The sequence below is a fragment of the Streptomyces hypolithicus genome (assembly GCF_052934925.1).
In genome coordinates this window covers 1,921,927-1,939,532 of sequence record NZ_CM128811.1, presented here as the reverse complement: position 1 = coordinate 1,939,532, position 17,606 = coordinate 1,921,927, and the positions used below count along the sequence as shown (strand labels likewise).

15 protein-coding genes and 5 pseudogenes are annotated in these 17,606 nt (G+C 70.0%); 8 read left to right on the top strand and 12 right to left on the bottom strand.

Going from position 1 to position 17,606, the window contains the following annotated elements; all coding sequences use genetic code 11:
* Positions 1–51: 51 nt before the first annotated feature.
* Positions 52–582, top strand: a complete 531-nt coding sequence (locus ACU6WZ_RS08885; protein WP_447032571.1) for a DUF4245 domain-containing protein — start codon at positions 52–54, stop codon at positions 580–582.
* Between the two features lie 84 nt (positions 583–666).
* On the opposite strand, the gene ACU6WZ_RS08880 is transcribed toward ACU6WZ_RS08885, so the two are convergent.
* The 4 genes from ACU6WZ_RS08880 to ACU6WZ_RS08865 all read right to left on the bottom strand — a co-directional run bounded on the left by ACU6WZ_RS08880 (position 667) and on the right by ACU6WZ_RS08865 (position 4,303).
* Entirely contained in the window at positions 667–1,257 is a 591-nt protein-coding gene (locus ACU6WZ_RS08880; RefSeq protein ID WP_447032570.1) for a malonic semialdehyde reductase, read from the bottom strand.
* 138 nt (positions 1,258–1,395) lie between these two features.
* Positions 1,396–1,608: an exodeoxyribonuclease VII small subunit gene (locus tag ACU6WZ_RS08875; protein WP_447032569.1), complete on the bottom strand. Its 213-nt coding sequence runs from the start codon at positions 1,606–1,608 to the stop codon at positions 1,396–1,398.
* 90 nt (positions 1,609–1,698) lie between these two features.
* On the bottom strand, positions 1,699–2,907 hold the full coding sequence (gene xseA, locus ACU6WZ_RS08870; protein WP_447032568.1) for an exodeoxyribonuclease VII large subunit: 1,209 nt from the start codon (positions 2,905–2,907) through the stop codon (positions 1,699–1,701).
* A gap of 28 nt (positions 2,908–2,935) precedes the next feature.
* The gene (locus tag ACU6WZ_RS08865; RefSeq protein ID WP_447032567.1) at positions 2,936–4,303 is read right to left on the bottom strand and encodes an APC family permease; all 1,368 of its coding nucleotides are present in this window, start codon (positions 4,301–4,303) and stop codon (positions 2,936–2,938) included.
* An 86-nt stretch (positions 4,304–4,389) separates the two neighbouring features.
* Here ACU6WZ_RS08865 and ACU6WZ_RS08860 point away from each other — a divergent pair, with 86 nt between their 5' ends.
* Both ACU6WZ_RS08860 and ppgK read left to right on the top strand, forming a co-directional pair.
* Positions 4,390–5,379 (top strand): 4-hydroxy-3-methylbut-2-enyl diphosphate reductase, encoded by a 990-nt coding sequence (locus tag ACU6WZ_RS08860; protein ID WP_447033937.1) that lies wholly within the window; start codon positions 4,390–4,392, stop codon positions 5,377–5,379.
* A 43-nt stretch (positions 5,380–5,422) separates the two neighbouring features.
* Positions 5,423–6,163, top strand: coding sequence for a polyphosphate--glucose phosphotransferase (gene ppgK, locus ACU6WZ_RS08855; RefSeq protein ID WP_447032566.1), 741 nt, complete (start codon positions 5,423–5,425; stop codon positions 6,161–6,163).
* 426 nt (positions 6,164–6,589) lie between these two features.
* On the opposite strand, the gene ACU6WZ_RS08850 is transcribed toward ppgK, so the two are convergent.
* Positions 6,590–7,258: a DUF6542 domain-containing protein gene (locus ACU6WZ_RS08850; RefSeq protein WP_447032565.1), complete on the bottom strand. Its 669-nt coding sequence runs from the start codon at positions 7,256–7,258 to the stop codon at positions 6,590–6,592.
* 192 nt (positions 7,259–7,450) lie between these two features.
* Here ACU6WZ_RS08850 and ychF point away from each other — a divergent pair, with 192 nt between their 5' ends.
* From ychF to ACU6WZ_RS08830, 4 genes and pseudogenes are all read left to right on the top strand, one after another.
* The gene (ychF, locus tag ACU6WZ_RS08845; protein WP_447032564.1) at positions 7,451–8,539 is read left to right on the top strand and encodes a redox-regulated ATPase YchF; all 1,089 of its coding nucleotides are present in this window, start codon (positions 7,451–7,453) and stop codon (positions 8,537–8,539) included.
* 341 nt (positions 8,540–8,880) lie between these two features.
* A pseudogene (locus ACU6WZ_RS08840) lies at positions 8,881–9,447 on the top strand (PDDEXK family nuclease); the annotation flags it as partial.
* A 46-nt stretch (positions 9,448–9,493) separates the two neighbouring features.
* Complete coding sequence (locus ACU6WZ_RS08835) at positions 9,494–10,699, top strand: IS4 family transposase (RefSeq protein ID WP_447032563.1); 1,206 nt, start codon at positions 9,494–9,496, stop codon at positions 10,697–10,699.
* A gap of 4 nt (positions 10,700–10,703) precedes the next feature.
* Positions 10,704–10,946, top strand: coding sequence for a hypothetical protein (locus tag ACU6WZ_RS08830; RefSeq protein ID WP_447032562.1), 243 nt, complete (start codon positions 10,704–10,706; stop codon positions 10,944–10,946).
* A gap of 89 nt (positions 10,947–11,035) precedes the next feature.
* Here the strand turns inward: ACU6WZ_RS08830 and ACU6WZ_RS08825 are convergent, their stop codons facing one another.
* Positions 11,036–11,683, bottom strand: coding sequence for a dihydrofolate reductase family protein (locus ACU6WZ_RS08825; protein ID WP_447032561.1), 648 nt, complete (start codon positions 11,681–11,683; stop codon positions 11,036–11,038).
* A gap of 161 nt (positions 11,684–11,844) precedes the next feature.
* A complete protein-coding gene (locus ACU6WZ_RS08820; RefSeq protein WP_447032560.1) occupies positions 11,845–12,090 on the bottom strand; it encodes a DUF4277 domain-containing protein in 246 nt (81 codons plus the stop codon).
* 143 nt (positions 12,091–12,233) lie between these two features.
* Between ACU6WZ_RS08820 and ACU6WZ_RS08815 the strand changes: the two are divergent.
* Positions 12,234–12,572, top strand: a pseudogene (locus ACU6WZ_RS08815) (DUF5655 domain-containing protein); the annotation flags it as partial.
* A gap of 28 nt (positions 12,573–12,600) precedes the next feature.
* On the opposite strand, the pseudogene ACU6WZ_RS08810 reads toward ACU6WZ_RS08815, so the two are convergent.
* The 5 genes and pseudogenes from ACU6WZ_RS08810 to ACU6WZ_RS08790 form a co-directional block, all read right to left on the bottom strand.
* Positions 12,601–13,210: pseudogene (locus ACU6WZ_RS08810) on the bottom strand (DUF317 domain-containing protein); the annotation flags it as partial.
* A 62-nt stretch (positions 13,211–13,272) separates the two neighbouring features.
* A pseudogene (locus tag ACU6WZ_RS08805) lies at positions 13,273–14,405 on the bottom strand (DnaB-like helicase N-terminal domain-containing protein).
* A pseudogene (locus ACU6WZ_RS08800) lies at positions 14,405–15,457 on the bottom strand (DNA cytosine methyltransferase). Before ACU6WZ_RS08800 ends, ACU6WZ_RS08805 begins: the two co-directional pseudogenes overlap by 1 nt.
* Before the next feature lie 495 nt (positions 15,458–15,952).
* Entirely contained in the window at positions 15,953–16,678 is a 726-nt protein-coding gene (locus ACU6WZ_RS08795) for a dienelactone hydrolase family protein (RefSeq protein WP_447032559.1), read from the bottom strand.
* A 430-nt stretch (positions 16,679–17,108) separates the two neighbouring features.
* The gene (locus ACU6WZ_RS08790; RefSeq protein WP_447032558.1) at positions 17,109–17,606 is read right to left on the bottom strand and encodes a hypothetical protein; all 498 of its coding nucleotides are present in this window, start codon (positions 17,604–17,606) and stop codon (positions 17,109–17,111) included.

The window sequence follows — 17,606 nt, the reverse complement described above, 5'->3', positions numbered from 1 at the left end:
ATGAGTCGCCCCTCGTGCGGGTCGCGCTGCGACATGGGGGACGATGGGGGGGTGGCAGGTATGAAAGGCAAGCAGACGGTCCGGGACATGGTGCTGTCGATGGCGTTGATCGGCGCCGTCGCCGGGAGTGTCTATCTGTTCATCCCGCACGACGAGAACGCCGACCCGGTCAAGGCGGTCGACTACCGCGTCGAGCTCATCACCGCGCGACGGGCCGCCCCGTACCCGGTGATGGCGCCGGAGGGCCTCCCCAAGACGTGGAAGGCGACCTCGGTCTCGTACGAGCGCACCGGCGGCGACGCCTGGCACCTGGGCTTCCTCGACCCCGAGCGGGAGTACGTCGCGGTCGAGCAGTCGACCCGGCCGGCCGAGAAGTTCATCCACGCGGTCAGCCAGCAGGCGACGAAGACCGACACGACGCAGCAGGTCGGAGCGCAGACCTGGCAGCGCTGGAAGGGCCCGAAGTACGACGCCCTGGTGCTCCGGGACGAGGGCACGACGACGGTGATCACGGGGACGGGGTCGCAGGAGCGGCTGACGGAGATGGCCGAGGCGCTGGAGGCCGAGGCCAAGAAGTCCTGAACGTGATCGGGAACGTGTGGAAGGCGCCGCACCCGTCGGGGGCGGCGCCTTCCACACGTTCGGCTGCCGGGCCGTGGTGACGGCTCAGACCGTGGTGATGACCTCGTCGTAGGCGAGGCGCGGCGAGCGGGCGAACCAGGCGTCGTCGCCCGGCTTGCCGATGTTGACGACCATCAGCGGCGTGTGGTCGCCGTCCAGGAACTCCTTCTGGACACCGGCGAAGTCGAAGCCCGTCATCGGGCCGGCGGCCAGGCCGGCGGCGCGCACGCCGACGATGAAATAGGCGGCCTGGAGTGCGGCGTTGACACCGGCGGACACCTCGCGGACGGGGCGCTCCGAGAAGAAGACGTTCTTGGCCTGCGGGAAGTGCGGGAGGAGGGCCGGCAGCTCCTCGTGGAACTCGTTGTCGGCGGCGAGGATCGCGACCAGCGGGGCGGTGGCGGTCTTCGGGCGGTTGCCCTCGGCCATGTGCCCGACCAGCCGCTCGCGGGCCTCGGGGGAGCGGACGAGGACGACGCGCAGCGGCGACTGGTTGAACGCGGTCGGGCCGAACTTGACCAGGTCGTAGATCGCCTGGACCTGCTCGTCCGTCACCGGCTCGTCGGTGAAGGTGTTCGCGGTGCGGGCCTCGCGGAAGAGGAGGTCCTGGGCGGCGGGGTCAAGTACGAGAGACATGCGGGCTTACCTTCCGGACGTGCGGGGGGATTCAAGCGATGACCCCACCGTAAGGGAAGTTATGTGAATCTTCAACTAAATCCGGCGCGTGGTGATCCGCTGCACAGCGACTGCTGCCGATCGATCCCGGTGAACCCGTCAGCTCTCGTCCGCCAGCGACGCGTCCAGCCGCGCCCTGGCCCCCTCCAGCCAGCGCCGGCAGACCTTCGCCAGCTCCTCGCCGCGCTCCCAGAGCGCGAGCGACTCCTCCAACGTCGTACCGCCCGCCTCCAGGCGCCGTACGACATCGATCAGCTCGTCCCGGGCCTGCTCGTATCCGAGCGTCACCGCGGTTTCGTCCGTCTCGGCCATGCGATCCACCCTATGTGTGCGTACGAAAGGTGCGCGTACGGAAAGTGTGCGTACGAACGGCGTGCGTACGATCGGTGCGCGTCCCTACGGTCACTCGGCGACCCGGACCGCGAACTCGCCCGCCGCGACCCGCGCCCGCAGCGCGTCCCCGGGCGCGACCTCGCCGGGGGAGCGGACCACGGCTCCGTCGCCCCGCTGGAGCACCGCGTATCCGCGCTCCAGCGTGGCCGCCGGGGACAGGGCCACCACCCGCGCCCGGGTGTGCGACAGCTCCGAATCCGCGCGGTCCAGCAGGTGGCCCAGGGTGCGGCGGCTGCGGGCCACCAGCGCGTCGACCTCCGCCTCCCGGTCCTCCACCATCCGCTGCGGCCGCTCCATCACGGGTCTGGCCAGCGCATGCGCCAGCCCGCGCTCCTCGCGGTCCAGCAGACCCTGCACGGTCCGCAGCGCACGGTCGCGCAGCAGCTGGACCCGGTCCAGCTCCTCGCCGACGTCCGGCACCACCTTCTTCGCCGCGTCCGTCGGCGTCGACGCCCGCAGGTCGGCCACCAGGTCCAGCAGCGGCGAGTCCGGCTCGTGCCCGATCGCCGACACCACCGGCGTACGACACCCGAACACCGTCCTGACCAGCTGCTCGTCCGAGAACGGCAGCAGATCCTCGACGCTGCCGCCGCCCCGCGCCACGATGATCACGTCCACGTCCGGCAGCTCGTCGAGCTCCTTGACTGCCTGGACGACCTGCGCCACCGCGTTCACCCCCTGCACCGCGACGTTGCGGACCTCGAAGCGCACCGCCGGCCAGCGCCGCCTGGCGTTCTCCAGGACGTCCCGCTCGGCCGCCGACGCGCGGCCCGTGACCAGGCCGATGCGCTGCGGCAGAAACGGCAGAGGCCGCTTGCGGTCGAGCGCGAACAGCCCCTCGCCCGCCAGCGTCCTCTTCAGCTGCTCCAGCCTCGCGAGCAGCTCGCCGATACCCACCGGCCTCATCTCCGTCGCGCGCAGCGACAGCTGCCCGCGCGGCGCGTACCACTCGGGCTTCGCGCGCACCACGACCCGGGCGCCCTCCGCCACCACGTCCGCGATCGGGTCGAAGACCTGGCGGAAGCACGTCACGCCCACCGAGATGTCGTGCGAAGGGTCGCGCAGCGTCAGGAACACGACCCCGGCGCCGGGTCTGCGCGACAGCTGCGTGATCTGCCCCTCGACCCACACCGCCCCGAGCCGGTCGATCCACCCGCCGATGAGGCGCGAGACCTCACCGACCGGCAGTGGAGCTTCCGCAGACGTATTCAAAGCCATGTGCGAAGGCTAGGGCCTGGCACTGACATCACGGCCCGCCTCGGCGCCGGCGTTGCGCAGTCAGTACCGCCAGGCCCACCGCCAGCCACACCGCGCCCACGACCTGAGCCGTCCCGGACGCCTCGGCGATCACCGCGATCACCACGACCGCGCCCAGCACCGGCATCAGCACATGCCGCCACCACACCGGCGGCCCTTCCTTGTGCAGTACGGCGAACCAGCTCACCACGGACGCGTGCAGCAGCACGAACGCCGTCAGCGCCCCGACGTTCACGACCGACACCAGGAGGTCCAGGCCGTCGTCGCGCCGCGAGGCCCAGACCGCCGCCACCAGCGTCACCACGGCCGCCACGCCCAGCGCGGTCCGCGGTACGCCCGACGAGGCGTCGACCCGCGCCAGCAGGCGCGGCAGCCGCCGCTCCCGCGCCATCGCGTACAGCAGCCGCCCCGCCGCCGCCTGCCCGGCCAGCGCCGCGAACGCCGCCCCGATGGCTTTGCTCACCGCCACCAGGTCGTGCAGCCACGTCCCGACACCGGCATCCACCGCGTCGTAGAAGGCCGTCCCCTGCTTGCCCGGATCGGCGGCCAGCTCCGCCGCCGGGACGGGCTGCAGCAGCGCTGCCAGATACGTCTGAGCCACGAACAGCAACCCGGCGAGCGCCAGGCAGAACAGCACGGCCCGCGCCACCTTCGCCGAGCCCCCCGTCACCTCCTCCGCGAACGAGGCGATCGCGTCGAACCCGAGGTACGACAGCACCGCCACCGACACCGCACCCAGGACCGCCGAAAACGAGAACGCGCCCAGCGAGCCGTCACCGCTCAGCGGCGACAGCCGGCCCCGCGCGGGCCCGTCCTGCGCCAGCACCACGACCGCTGCCACCACGAACACCAGCAGCACCACGATCTCCACGGCCAGCACGGCGAAGCCCACGCGCGCGGCCGCCCGTACACCCCACATGTTCAGGCCCGTCGTCAACGCGACCGCGATCGCCGTCCACACCCACTGCGAAACGGACGGCACGAGCGCGTGCATCGCGATGCCGGAGAACAGATAGGCGACCGCCGGGATCAGTACGTAGTCCAGCATCGCCATCCACCCGGCGATGAACCCGGGCCCCTCGCCGAGCGCCTTGCGGGCGTACGCGAAGACCGAACCCGCCTGGGGGACCACCCGCACCATCTGGGCGTAACTGAACGCGGTGAACGCCATCGCCCCCGTCGCGACCACGTAGACGAGGGCCACCGCGCCGTGCGACTTGGCGTCGAGCGTGCCGAAGACGCCCACGGGGGCCATGGGGGCGATGAAGAGCAGGCCGTACACGACAAGATCGCGGAACCCGAGACTTCGCCGCAGGCCCACCGTGGTGTCGTCGGTGTCGTCGCTGGGTGCGGTCATCGCGCCTCCGTACGCAGTACTCCTCGGCCAGGCGTCCAGTCTTGACCACGGCCGTGTTCCGCGAGGCGCGGGGCACGGCCCTTACGATGGTGAACATGACTGCTACTGCCGCCCGTCGTGTCCTGCTCGCCGCACCCCGTGGCTACTGCGCGGGTGTGGACCGTGCCGTGATCGCCGTGGAGAAGGCCCTGGAGCAGTACGGCGCGCCGATCTACGTCCGCCACGAGATCGTCCACAACAAATACGTCGTACAGACCCTGGAGAAGAAGGGCGCGATCTTCGTCGACGTCACGGCGGAGGTCCCCGAAGGATCGATCGTCATGTTCTCGGCGCACGGCGTGGCCCCGACCGTCCACGCGGAGGCCGCCGAGCGCAAGCTCGCGACGATCGACGCGACCTGCCCGCTGGTCACCAAGGTCCACAAGGAAGCGGTCCGGTTCGCCAAGGAGGACTACGACATCCTCCTGATCGGCCACGAGGGCCACGAGGAAGTCATCGGCACCAGCGGCGAGGCCCCCGACCACATCACCCTGGTCGACGGTCCCGAGGACGTCGCGAACGTCTCGGTGCGCGACGAGTCGAAGGTCGTCTGGCTCTCCCAGACCACGCTGTCGGTCGACGAGACCATGGAGACCGTGGACGCCCTCAAGGAGAAGTTCCCAAACCTCCTTTCCCCGCCCAGCGACGACATCTGCTACGCCACGCAGAACCGCCAGATCGCGGTGAAGAAGCTGGCCGAGGACGCCGAACTCGTCATCGTCGTCGGCTCGAAGAACTCCTCCAACTCGATTCGCATGGTCGAGGTCGCCCTGGACGCGGGCGCCCCCGCGGCGCACCTGGTGGACTTCGCTGACGAGATCGACGAGAGCTGGCTGACGGGCGTCACCACGGTCGGTCTCACCTCCGGCGCCTCGGTGCCGGACGTGCTGGTGGACGGCGTACTGGAGTGGCTGGCCGAGCGGGGTTACGGCGACGTCGAGACGGTCAAGACCGCCGACGAGTCGATCATCTTCTCGCTGCCCAAGGAGCTGCGGCGAGACCTGCGCGCGGAGGCGGCGGAGCTCGCCGGAGAGTGACTTTCTGGGGTCACTGTCAGCGCCACCCCGTAACGTTGTGTCCATGAACGTCTTCGGAGTGGACATCGGCGGATCCGGCATCAAAGGCGCACCCGTGGACCTGGAGCGCGGCGCCCTGGCCGAACCGCGGCACAAGGTGCTGACCCCGCACCCGGCGACGCCGGACGACATCGCCGGGGTCGTCCAGGAGGTCGTCCAGCACTTCGGCTGGAGCGGCAGGGTCGGTATCACCTTCCCGGGCGTGGTCACGGACGGCGTCACCCGCACCGCGGCCAACGTCGACAAGGCCTGGATCGACACCGACGCCCGCGCCCTGCTCGGCGACCGTCTGGGCCTGCCGGTCACGGTGCTCAATGACGCCGACGCGGCGGGCATCGCCGAGATGACCTTCGGCGCGGGCGCCGGCCGCAAGGGCACGGTCTTCCTGCTCACCTTCGGTACGGGCATCGGCAGCGCGCTCTTCCTCGACGGCCAGCTCGTGCCCAACACCGAACTCGGCCACCTGGAGCTGCACGGTCACGACGCGGAGAAGCACGCCTCGACGAAGGCCAAGGACGACGGCGACCTGTCATGGGAACACTGGGCGCACCGCGTGCAGAAGTACCTGGCGCACGTCGAGATGCTGTTCTCGCCTGAGCTGTTCATCATCGGAGGCGGGGTCAGCCGCAAGGCGGACAAGTTCATCCCGCTGCTCCAGGGCATCCGGGCCGAGGTCGTCCCGGCGCAGCTGCAGAACAACGCGGGGATCGTGGGCGCGGCCATGGCGGCGGCGGCCGGCTCCTAGCTTGAGATTTTACCTCGCCGCTCGAACACGACCGCAAGTCGGCTTCACGGAACCAGCATGTGCACCGTTTGTCCCGACTTGCTTAGATTTCCGACTGTGCTGCGGGGCCTGCTCGTGCGGCAGGAAGGGCTGGCCGGAGCTGTTCGAATCCGGAGGTTAAATCTCAAACTAGGGGGTGTCTGACGATTCCCCGCGGCGTCGCGGCGTCCGGCACGCACGCTCGCAGCGTTGCCGAAAAGCCCTGGTAGCTCCGCTACGAGGACTGTCCGGCGCCTTGCGATCGCACGCACCGGACGCCGCTCCTTGACCCACGGGGAATTGTCAGACACCCCCTCGTGCCGTGAGGGGCACTAGCTACGGGCTGTCCGCGTCGGGGCCGCGTCAGGGCTGTGTCGGGGGCTGTGTCCGGACCATGAGGGCCGCTGATCAGCGCGCTTTGGCCCTCGCACCGCCCCTGCTGGCCGTGTGCTGCTGGGCGGTGTGCTGCTCGGCCGTGTGCTGCCGAGCGGTGTGCTGCCGGGCCGTGTGCCGGGCGGCGGCCTGTGCCGGGCGCCGGGTCATCAGACGCACCTTGCGTACGGTCGTGATGAGGCCGGCTACGAGCGTCCCGCCGTACAGCCAGCCCGCGTGCACGGCGAGACCGGTCACGAGCGCCATGACGCGGCTGCCGAACCCGTTCGCGCCCCCGGCGATCGGCACCAGCCCGGCCGCGAACGCGATCGGCACGGCGATCGGGGCGGTCACCAGGTCCGCAGGCCGCACCCACAGTGCGGTCACGGCGCTGACCGGCAGGAACAGCAGCCCGTACACCAGTGGTGAGCCGTCGAGGAGGAGCTGGTCCAGGCACCCGAGTACCAGCATCACGGCCGAGGCGAACAGCCCGCTGCCGAGCCCGGTCAGGCGCGGATTGGGCAGCCGCCGTAGCGCCAGGACGACGGGGGGTACGGACCGTGCCGGCTCCGCCGCCACGCGTTGGGCGGTCGCCGCCTCGGTGCGCGTGTCGGTGCGGGCGCCCGGCGGGAGCAGGGGGGTCCGCAGGAGGGGGGTCTGCGACCGTTGCTGGTGACGAGGGGGACGTGTCCTGTGTTGCTCCACCCGGACAACGTAGGTCGCAAGGAGGGACGAATCGGGCGCAGGACACGCGTTTTGGTCGACCTTGGCCTGGCGTTCGATGCGCCGCCCGTACCCCGCCCTCTGTCCCTCCCGTCGTCGGCGCCCTCGGCCGCGCCCGTAAACTGGGCGATCGGTCCACTCCCGGGCCAGTCCTCACTCCAGGAAGTCGCCAACGTGTCGCTCACGATCGGAATCGTCGGCCTGCCGAATGTCGGCAAGTCGACCCTGTTCAACGCCCTGACCAAGAACGACGTGCTGGCGGCCAACTACCCGTTCGCCACCATCGAGCCGAACGTCGGCGTCGTCGGCGTACCCGACCCGCGCCTGGCCACCCTGGCGGGGATCTTCAGCTCCCAGAAGATCCTCCCCGCGACCGTCGACTTCGTCGACATCGCCGGCATCGTCCGCGGCGCGTCCGAGGGCGAGGGTCTGGGCAACAAGTTCCTGGCGAACATCCGCGAGTCCGACGCGATCTGCCAGGTCATCCGTGCCTTCAAGGATGAGAACGTGGTCCACGTCGACGGCAAGGTCTCGCCCAAGGACGACATCGAGACGATCAACACCGAGCTGATCCTCGCGGACCTGCAGTCCGTCGAGAAGGCCGTCCCGCGCCTGACGAAGGAGTCCCGCCTCCAGAAGGAGAAGGTCGCGGTCCTGGCCGCGGTCGAAGAGGCGCAGAAGATCCTTGAGGCGGGGACCACCCTCTTCGCGGCCGGCATCACCGCCGCCACCGAAAAGGGCCGCCTGCTCCACGAGCTGCACCTGCTCACCACCAAGCCCTTCCTGTACGTCTTCAACGTCGACGAGGACGAGCTGGTCGACGAGGACTTCAAGAACGAACAGCGCGCACTCGTCGCCCCCGCCGAGGCGATCTTCCTCAACGCGAAGATCGAGTCCGAGCTGATCGAGCTCGACGACGACGAGGCCCTGGAACTCCTCCAGTCGATGGGTCAGGAAGAACCCGGCCTCGCCACCCTCGGCCGCGTCGGCTTCGCCACCCTCGGCCTCCAGACGTACCTGACGGCAGGCCCCAAGGAAACCCGCGCCTGGACCATCAAGAAGGGCGCGACGGCCCCCGAGGCGGCCGGTGTGATCCACACCGACTTCCAGAAGGGCTTCATCAAGGCCGAGGTCATCTCCTTCGCCGACCTCGTCGAAACCGGCTCGGTCACCGAGGCCCGCGCCAAGGGCAAGGCCCGCATGGAGGGCAAGGACTACGTCATGCAGGACGGCGACGTGGTGGAGTTCCGCTTCAACGTGTAGTGGGTGACTTACCACCACGTCGCTGATCTGGCAAACATGCAGGTCAGAAGGGGTCCGACTCTCCGGGGTCGGGCCCCTAGCTTTTTCCCGTGCTGGGATGGTGCTGGGAGATCTGACCCCTCGTCACCTCTCATCACCCCTGCTCACCCCTACCGTGCTGGGATCGTGCTGGGATGCCGGTGAGGCTCCCGTGCTGGTTCGTGGGCCGCAGCTTCGCAAGAGGGGGGATCGGGTACCGACGAGTGACCTGCGCTCACAACTTCTTCACGGCTCCGAAGGCCCTCGCGGAAACAAATCCGCACCTGCCCGACGTTCTTGATCTCCGAATCGAGGAGGGGAAGGTGTCGGGCCTGAAGCTGTTCCGCACGACGAAAAGCGGCGTGACCGAGGTCACGCCGCGTCTTGCTGAGGTCGAGGCGGATGTGCAGGGCCTCGTCGAGGCGCACATGGAGACGCTGCTGGGCGTCCGTTTCCTGGCGAGCGAGTACGGCACGGGGCCGGTCCACGGGGGCCGGATCGACTCGCTTGGCCTGGACGAGAACGGGTCGCCGGTCATCGTGGAGTACAAGCGGGGCGTCGACGCGGGCGCCATCAACCAGGGGTTGTTCTATCTCTCGTGGCTGATGGACCACCGGGCGGAGTTCGAGCACCTGGTCCGCGACCGGCTCGGGGCTACGGCCGCGTCCCAGGTGCTGTGGAGCGGACCGCGTCTGATCTGTATCGCCGGCGACTTCACGCGCTACGACGTTCACGCCGTACGCGAGCACCGGAGGTCGATCGACCTGGTCCGCTACCGACTCTTCGGCAGCGACCTGTTTGGCCTTGAGACCGTGGCGTCCGTGAGTGGCGGGGCGCAGGCACCCCGCCGTGCGCGTCGGCAGGCGGTCGCACTAGCCTCAATACCAGTGACTTAAGGTTTGTCGCTGGTAGGGTGCCTGTTCAGGAGGTGCCGGGATGCCACGCCCTGGGCAGGTTAAGTCTGAGACGGATGAGCGGTTGTCGGACCGGATCGCGATCGGGTTGCTGACGCGGTCGTTTCCGCCGGAGCTGGTGGATCGGATCGTGGAGGAGAGCGGGCGGTCCGGGCAGCGTCAGCGGCTGCTGCCGCCGCGGGTGGTGGTGTACTTCGTGCTGGCGATGTGTCTGTTCTCCGGGCAGGGGTACGAAGAGGTGGCCCGGATGCTCACGGAGGGGCTGGCATGGGCGCGGCGCTGGTCGGGTTCGTGGCAGGTGCCCACCACCGCCGCGATCTCCCGGGCGCGGGTCAAGCTTGGACCGGAACCGCTCAAGGCGCTGTTCGAGCAGTCTGCCGGGCCTGTCGCCACGCGGGCTACACCTGGTGCCTGGTACGGGAGTTGGCGTCTGATGGCGGTCGACGGGACCACGTTCGATGTGCCGGACAGTGCGGAGAACGACGCGCGGTTCGGCCGCCCGAAGACCCACCGGGGGGAGCGGTCCGCGTTCCCGCAGGTGCGGGTGGTGGCCCTGGCCGAGTGCGGCACCCACGCGATCACTCACGCAGCCCTTGGACCGTTCACAACGGCCGAGTCGGTCCTGGCAGCGGAACTGTTCGAGGCCCTCGGGGTGGGTGACCTGCTGATGGCCGACCGGGGCTTCGCCGGCCTGGTGCAGTGGCGTGCGGCATCGGCCGGCGGTGCGGATCTGCTGTGGCGCATCAAGTCCAACGCGGTGCTGCCCGTGCGCCAGGAGCTGCCCGACGGGTCCTATCTGTCCGACATCGCCGCTGCGGGCGACCGCAAGCGCGCCGACGCGACCATCGTGCGTGTCATCGAGTACACCCTGGACGACCCGGGCCGCCCGCAGCGCGACGCCCCGTACCGGCTGATCACCACCATCCTCGACCATGAAGCGGCGCCTGCAACGGAGTTGGCGGCCCTTTACAACGAGCGTTGGGAGATCGAGACCACGCTGGATGAACTCAAGACACACCAGCGCGGCCCCGCCCAGGTCCTGCGTTCCCGTTCGCCCGACGGCGTTGAGCAGGAGGTCTGGGGCCACCTGCTCGTCCACCACGCGATCCGCCAGCTCATGCACACCGCCGCCGAAGGCATCGACACGGATACCGACCGGCTCTCCTTCACCCGCACTCTCCGCCTCGCCCCACGCCAAGTCACCGCGCAGGCGGCCTTTTCCCCCTGAGCGCATGGCCGCAGCACTCACGGACGGACTCCACGAGATAGCCCGCCACCTGCTACCCAAGCGCCGCCGACGGTCCCATCCCCGCGTCGTCAAACGCAAAATGTCCAACTTCGGCGTCAAACGCGCCAAGCACCAGCTCTGGCCCCAGCCCACCCTCGATCCAACCGACGCAGTAGCCATCGCCCCGCACTACAAGACCGCCCCGATCAACCCACCGCTCCAAGTCCCACCCGTCCGGGACTCTTAAGTCACTGGTATTGGGGCTAGCACGCCGCTGGGCGGCGGCCATGCCGCGGGCGCCGGTGACGGAACCCGCGTCGGCTGGCTGGTCCGGCCTCACTTCCGCCAGAACAGGTGGTGCGTCACGCCGCTCGGGCTGGGCACGACGTCCTGGTGGAACCGGTCGAGCAGCTCATCGGAGGACTCCCACAGCCGGGCCCCGGAGCCGAGCTTCGTCGGCACGACCACCACATGCAGGGTGTCGACGAGGTCGGCATCGAGGAACTGCCGGATGATCGTGGCCCCACCGCCAAGCCGGACGTCCTGGCCCTGCGCCGCCTCCTTCGCCTGGGCGAGCACCGCGGCCGGGTCGCCGTCGACGAAGTGGAACGTGGTGTCGGAGAGCGTGAACGACGGGCGCTTGTGGTGCGTCATGACGAACACCGGCGTGTGGAACGGGGGCTCGTCACCCCACCACCCCTGCCACTCGTGGTCCTGCCAGGGCCCGCGCTGCGGCCCGAACTTGTTGCGGCCCATGATCTCGGCGCCGATGTTGCGGGCGTAGTCCCGGGTGATGTAGTCGTCGAGACCTCGGCTGCCACCGGGTTCGGAGCGGTTGATGGGTGGGTGGTCGGTGGCAATGGCCCAGGCGAACATGTTCCCCGGATCGGCATGGCCGAACGGCTTCTCGAGGCTCTGGCCCTCGCCGGCGCCGAACCCGTCGCTCGAGACGGTGAAGTTCTGGACCCGCAGCAACTGGCTCATGCCGCTCCTCCTGCTTCGCGCTTTCTGATCACTTGACGAACGGTAGACCGGCAGGGCCGGGAAAACTCATCGCCGCATCGTGCAGTTCTCATCGAGCTCCCGCAGCCGCGCGCCGGGCGACGACTCCCCGGTGGTCGTCCCCCGGCGCGGCCGCGTACGGCTCACCGGGCGAGCGTCCAGCGGGAGCGGAGGGTCTTCCGGCCCTTGCTTTCGCCGCGGGCGGCCGCGGCCTGGCGGGCCAGCTCCGGGTTGGCCACCAGCACCTCGATCACCTGGCCGTGTGTCAGCTCCGCCCGGGGATCGGGCGGGCAAAGGGCATCGACGATCCCCGCAACATCCAGCCGGCGCAGAAACTCGGCAGCGACGGGCAGAGCGCCCAAACGCTTGGTCACCACGGACTCGATCACGCACTCCATACGGGGGCGTTCCGTCCGTGGCCGCGGGGACCGGGAAGTCATCGACACACCCGGACCAACGTTGACAGGCCCGTGCCGGACACTGCCCGGCCCCGCTCTCCAGCCGAATCAGCGACCCGCGAAATACGGGACTAGCGGCAGCCGACGTGCAGGGTGCGTCGATGGTCGAGCTGGCGAACGCGGTGGACGAGGCGCTGCTCGGTCTCGGGGGCGGCGTGAACCGCGTTGAGCGCAAGCAGTACCGGGCGTATCAGCGGCTGCGGAACTTCGCCTGCCTCTGCCCGCCGCAGAAGACCAAACTGCTGGTCTACCTGAAGGTCGACCCGAAGCACGTCGATCTCGTTCCCGGGTTCACTCGGGACGTGTCCGGGCTCGGCCACCACGGGACGGGCGACTTGGAGGTGCAGCTCCGCAAGTCGAGGGACGTGGAGCGTGCGCAGGATCTGTTCCGCGCGAGCTACGCAGCAGCGTGATCGCTCGCCGGTACCTTGTGGCGAGTGAGGTTCGCGCCTGGGCGGCGGCGCGCTCGGTGTCGGTCAGGGGCGCCGGGTCCGGGGCGCATGGCCGCGCCGTGGACCTTCTCGAAGGTGACCAGGGCCTGGGCGGGCGAGTCGAAGGTATCGGCGACCTGTCGCAGGTAGTCCTCGCCGTGGAGGTAGACGCTCTTGCCTCCGTTGAGGTACGTGCCGACCGCGACGGTGGTGTGGCCGTCCTCGGCATGGGCGTGGATCAGGAGGTGGCCGTGGCGGATGTCGTCATGGATCTTCTGGGCCTCGTTGGAGACCTCACGGATCTCGCTGCGGGTGCACCAGGGCATCGGATAGTTGGCCCAGGTCCATTCTTCGTCTATCGCCTCGCGCAGCCCGGAGGTGATCTCGGTAGTGATCCCCTCGGCGTTCAGGGCGTCGACGGCCTGCTGCGCCCAGTAGGGCTCCTCGCTGTCGATGCGGACCAGCACGAGGGTGTTCTCCGCCACCACTTCCCAGCCGTCGGCCTCCAGAGCCAGGTGCGCGATGTGGGCCTGGGGGCCGGTCAGGGCGGCGGTCACGGCACTGGAGTGGGTGGGGTGCGTGTCGAGGCGGACGTGCGCGTGGATGGAGAGTGTCGTCACGAAGGGTGGCTCTCTTCTGCCGTTCGCCGGGCCGTGAGGGGCCGACGAACGGCGGGTGCGGGTCAGCGGGAGGTGCGCGCGGCGGGCGGAGCTGTGGTTCGCGGCGGTCCGGCCCGGGGTACGGCCGTGGCTCTCGCGGACTTGGGGCGACCGGGCCGGAGGGCTGGCGCAGGTGAGGAGGAGGTGGCGTGCTGCCACCGAGTGCGGGCGGCCGACAGGTCGGCGAGCGCGCGGCGGCTGCCGACGACGACGAGCTGGTAGGGCGTGGTGGCCGGGTCCTGGGCGAACGCCTCGATGCCCTGGCCGGTGTGGTGAGCGGTGGCGAGGACGGAGCGCTGCAGGACGCGCTCGCCCCAGTGCTCCGGGGAGCCGACCGGTCCGGCGAGCATTTCCAGCAGCTCTCGCGGGTCGGTCCCTCTGCCCAGGAGGCCGCGGTGCTGGGCTTCCCAGAGGACGGTTACGGGGTCGACGGGCGTGCCGCGGCGGATCAGGGTGTTCAGCACTGCCACAGCCCGGCGTGCAGCGGGTGCGTGAAGTCGCCGGGGGCCAGCCACCGCATCTGCTCGATACCGCTGGAGTACGCCGTCGCGGTCGCGAGCAGCAGCCGCTCCTCGTCGACCGCTTCCTCGTCGTGGGTCGTGAGCGGTGGAGGAACACAGGTGCGGGGCAGGGAGCCGGCGTGCGGAGGGAACCGGGCGGCGATGTCGTCCACCACGGTGGCGAGGGCGTCGGCCTCATCGAGGGCGGTGGCGACGCGCTGCGGGAGCGAGGTGTCCCGAGCGGTGTGCATGAGGCGTTGGGCGGCGGCGAACAGACGGCGCCGGGCGTGCTCAGCCCCGACCATCCCTGCGTACGCGGGCGCGTGCCGGGTCCAGGGGCAGACCTGGATCAAGGCGTGCAGGTAGGGCGCGGACAGGACGCGCGCCTCCTTGCGGGCGGCGGTGAGCACGGCGTCGAGCCACTTCGTGTTCTTGGCGTGCTCGGCCGGGTCGGGGGCTGGCAGGGACCGGATCGCGGCGAACAGGGCGGCGTGTGCGGCGGTGGAGAACGCGTCGGGGCCGATCCCGGTCACGTCGTGAAGGCGCTGTGGTTCGAGCAGGAGAGCGCCGAGGAGGGCCTGCTCGACGTGGAACACCGGGTGCGGCGGCGGGATCGCGTCGAGGTCGTCCTCGTCGGGTTCGGGGGTGTGCGGCATCAAGCGGCCAGAGTGAAGTCGTCGGGATTGAGGGGAATGTTCACGTGCGGGGCGAGGAGATGGGCCGCGAGCAACGGGGGTACGGCATTGCCGATCTGCGAGAACTGCTGGCCCTTGTTCCCGGCCCAGGGGTAGTCGGCCGGGAAGGTCTGCAGCAGGCCGGCCTCGCGGGCGGTGATGCGGATCGGCTCCGGGACGGGCGCCGACACCGCGTTCTCCCTCTAGGAGGAGGGAGGTTCGGCGATCCAGGTGCATTCGTTCGCGCGGTGTCCGAAGAACAGAGTCCCGGCCGGCTCGGAGACCGGGCGAACGGTGGCGTTGGCCTGGTTGTTGCTGCGCAGGGACCAGGACCACCGGTGCGCCTCGGCGGTGAAGGTCGGCGCCGGAGCGCTTGCGGCACGGTTCTCGCGGGTGCCGTGCCGGGCCGCCCATCCCGCGCCTTCGCGGCGGGACTGCGGGACGACCCCGTCCGGCCGCGGGGTCCAGGTCCCGCGCTCACGGGCGTCCGACAAGGTCTTGCGGGAGCCAGAGGGGAACGGTTCTGGTCCGCCGCCGGGTCCGCCGCCGGCGCAGACGGTGGGAACGGGCCGGTCGGTGGCGCCCCATCCCAGGGCCTCGGCCATGCTGACCCAATGGGCGCGGCCCGGGCCGAACAGGGATTCAGGCTCGCCGACTTGGACATGGGTGGGTGCGGGTGGCTGGGCAGTGCGGACTCGCGAGGCGAGCAGGATCGCCCGCCTTCTCGTCTGGGGTACTCCGTAGTCGGCGGCGTTGAGAATGCCCGTCCACACGGAGAAGCCCCAGCGGCGTAGTACGGCCGCGTAGTGCTTCCACAAGGGCAGGACGTCCGGGACCTCCTCCATGGCGACCCACTCGGGCTCGCCGACCGTGTTCAGGGCGTGGAGGTAGCGCATCGGCTCGGCCGCGAGCAGGGAGCGTTCGTCGCGGCAGGCGGCGAGAAGGCGTTCGCGGGGGTCGCGTCCTGCGGCGAGATTCTCGACGGCCTCGTGCACGAGCGGCTGGTCCACCAGGCCGAGGCGTTTGCCGGCCATGCTCCACGCCTGGCACGGAGGGGAGGCGATCAGCCCGCGTGTCCGGCCGATGAAGGGCCAGGCCGGATACATCGCCACGTCGGTTCGGAGGGTCAACTGTCCTGCAGCCGTACGGGTTTTGCAGGCCCACTCGTCCCATTCCAGGCCGATGTCCCGCACGCCGAGCACTCCCAGGGCGCTGCTCCAGCCACCCGGGCCGTTGTGTCAGCAGAGGCCGTGTCCCCCGCAGGTCGTGTCGCTTTACATCAGGGCCGGGCTTCGGTGCGTGTCGCGTTCCAGCGAGCCATGTTGTCCCTTTTCTGGCTGTTGCCTGTGGCGGATGTCACGTCTCGTTGGGGGCTGGCGTGGGGTGCGGAGCCGGTTCCCGCCGCCGAGTGGGAACCCTCTCGCAGAGCACCTCGTCATAATTTTGAGCTGCGGCGATGTCCCACAAACCGGAGCCGGTGGCGGTCGACCGGCCTGGCTCGCGGCCCGGAATCGCGGTTGCTGACCGGATCACTCCGTTACGGCCAGGCACTCGGCGAGCAGGTCGATGACGTCGCGCCAGGCTCGCTGCGCGTGCCGTGGGTGGTAGCCGACGCCGGGGACCACGGGGTGGTCGACCGGCGGGTGGTGGAAGGCGTGCAAGGCGCCGCCGTAGACCACGAGGCGCCAGTCGACGCCCGCGGCCTGCATCTCGGCGGTGAACGCGTCCCGTTGCGCGGGCGGCATGATCGGGTCTTCCGAACCGACCCCCGCCCACACCGGGCAGCGAATGCGCGCTGCCTCGCCCGGTCGGCCCGTGGTAGTCGCGTTGACTGTCCCGATCGCGCGCAGGTTGACGCCGTCGCGCCCGAGTTCGAGCGCGACGGCGCCCCCGGTTCCGTAGCCGACGGCGGCGATCCGGCTGGGGTCGGTCCGCGGTTCGGCGCGCAACACGCCGAGCGCCGCGTGGCCGATGCCCCGCATCCGGTCGGGGTCGGCGAGCAGCGGCATGCAACGGGCCAGCATCTCCTCGGGGTCGCCCAAATAGCGCCCGCCGTGAAGGTCGAAGGCCAGCGCCACGTATCCCAGCTCGGCGAGAGCATCGGCCCGGCGGCGCTCGACGTCGCTGAGCCCCATGCCCTCTGGCCCGAGCAGCACCGCGGGCCGGCGTTCGACTCCGGCCGGGAGCGCGAGGTGCCCGATCATTGTCAGACCGTCGGCCGGGTACTCGACGGTGCGCGTTGTAATCGTCGTCATGAGACTGGACTGTAGTGATCGTCGAGCCCGGTCAGGCCGGTGTTCTGCCGCCGGCAGAACAAGCGCGGGTGTGCCTTTGAAATGCGGCGATGGCTCACAAGGTTCGTCACCCCCGTTCCTGCGGCAGCTTTATCGGATCACCTGCCCCGGCCACGGTGCTGGAGGTGGACCTGCCGGGTCTTCCGCCGGGGCATATCTCGTGCTGGACGAGCAGGTCAACGGCGCCACCACCGCCTACGCCAGCCACACAGAGGTTCGAATGGTGCACGACGCTGCCTGAGCGGGGAGCTCTGACCGGGCTACAGTCGGCGGTCGGTGCTTGGCGTCTGCCGCGGGCAGGCCGCATCGCTCCGCCGGGCGCTCAGGCGGCGGGTCCGCCGGGGAACAGGGCGCGGGGTTCGAGGTCGGGCCGCATTCTCAATGCTGTCGGTCAGCTGCACGATTCGTATGGCGCCGTACTACTGCGGGCGGCAGGCAGGCGGCGGACGTTGCCGAGGGCTGCCGCCTGTTCCCGCACCCGCTCGATCTCGTCGTGCTGGGCCGCGATCCGGGAGATGGCGAGCGTCTTGAACGCGGTGAGCTCGGCTAGGGCTTCGTCCCGCTTGGTGACCCGTTCCTTGAGCTCGGCGACCTGGGCCTTGAGCCGTTCGATCTGCGCGGCCCGTGGGTCGATGACCTCGCCGGCCTCCTGCAGAGCCGCGAGGCGCCGCTCGAACTCCTCGGCGAGGTGCTGGTAGGGCCCAGGGCGGGTGGTGCCGTCACGGTTCTTCTTCGGGTAGAACGCGGTGCGGGTGACCCCGGCTTCGGTGGCCAGGGTCTTGAGGTCGGTACTGCCGCCGGGCGGCAGCTCGCCCTTGAGGAGGCGGTCCATCGCGGCCCGGACAGCCTGTTCGTTGCGGACCCGGGTTTCGGCGCTGATACGTGCCAT

Excerpts from the sequence above, each read along its gene's own strand:
- ppgK (WP_447032566.1), top strand. The coding sequence starts at position 5,423 with ATGAACGTCTTCGGAGTGGACATCGGCGGATCCGGCATCAAAGGCGCA.
- ACU6WZ_RS08860 (WP_447033937.1), top strand. The coding sequence starts at position 4,390 with ATGGTGAACATGACTGCTACTGCCGCCCGTCGTGTCCTGCTCGCCGCA.
- ACU6WZ_RS08880 (WP_447032570.1), bottom strand. The coding sequence starts at position 1,257 with ATGTCTCTCGTACTTGACCCCGCCGCCCAGGACCTCCTCTTCCGCGAG.
- ACU6WZ_RS08865 (WP_447032567.1), bottom strand. The coding sequence starts at position 4,303 with ATGACCGCACCCAGCGACGACACCGACGACACCACGGTGGGCCTGCGG.
- xseA (WP_447032568.1), bottom strand. The coding sequence starts at position 2,907 with ATGGCTTTGAATACGTCTGCGGAAGCTCCACTGCCGGTCGGTGAGGTC.
- ACU6WZ_RS08875 (WP_447032569.1), bottom strand. The coding sequence starts at position 1,608 with ATGGCCGAGACGGACGAAACCGCGGTGACGCTCGGATACGAGCAGGCC.
- ACU6WZ_RS08830 (WP_447032562.1), top strand. The coding sequence starts at position 10,704 with ATGGCCGCAGCACTCACGGACGGACTCCACGAGATAGCCCGCCACCTG.
- ACU6WZ_RS08825 (WP_447032561.1), bottom strand. The coding sequence starts at position 11,683 with ATGAGCCAGTTGCTGCGGGTCCAGAACTTCACCGTCTCGAGCGACGGG.
- ACU6WZ_RS08795 (WP_447032559.1), bottom strand. The coding sequence starts at position 16,678 with ATGACGACGATTACAACGCGCACCGTCGAGTACCCGGCCGACGGTCTG.
- ACU6WZ_RS08790 (WP_447032558.1), bottom strand. The coding sequence starts at position 17,606 with ATGGCACGTATCAGCGCCGAAACCCGGGTCCGCAACGAACAGGCTGTC.
- ACU6WZ_RS08835 (WP_447032563.1), top strand. The coding sequence starts at position 9,494 with ATGCCACGCCCTGGGCAGGTTAAGTCTGAGACGGATGAGCGGTTGTCG.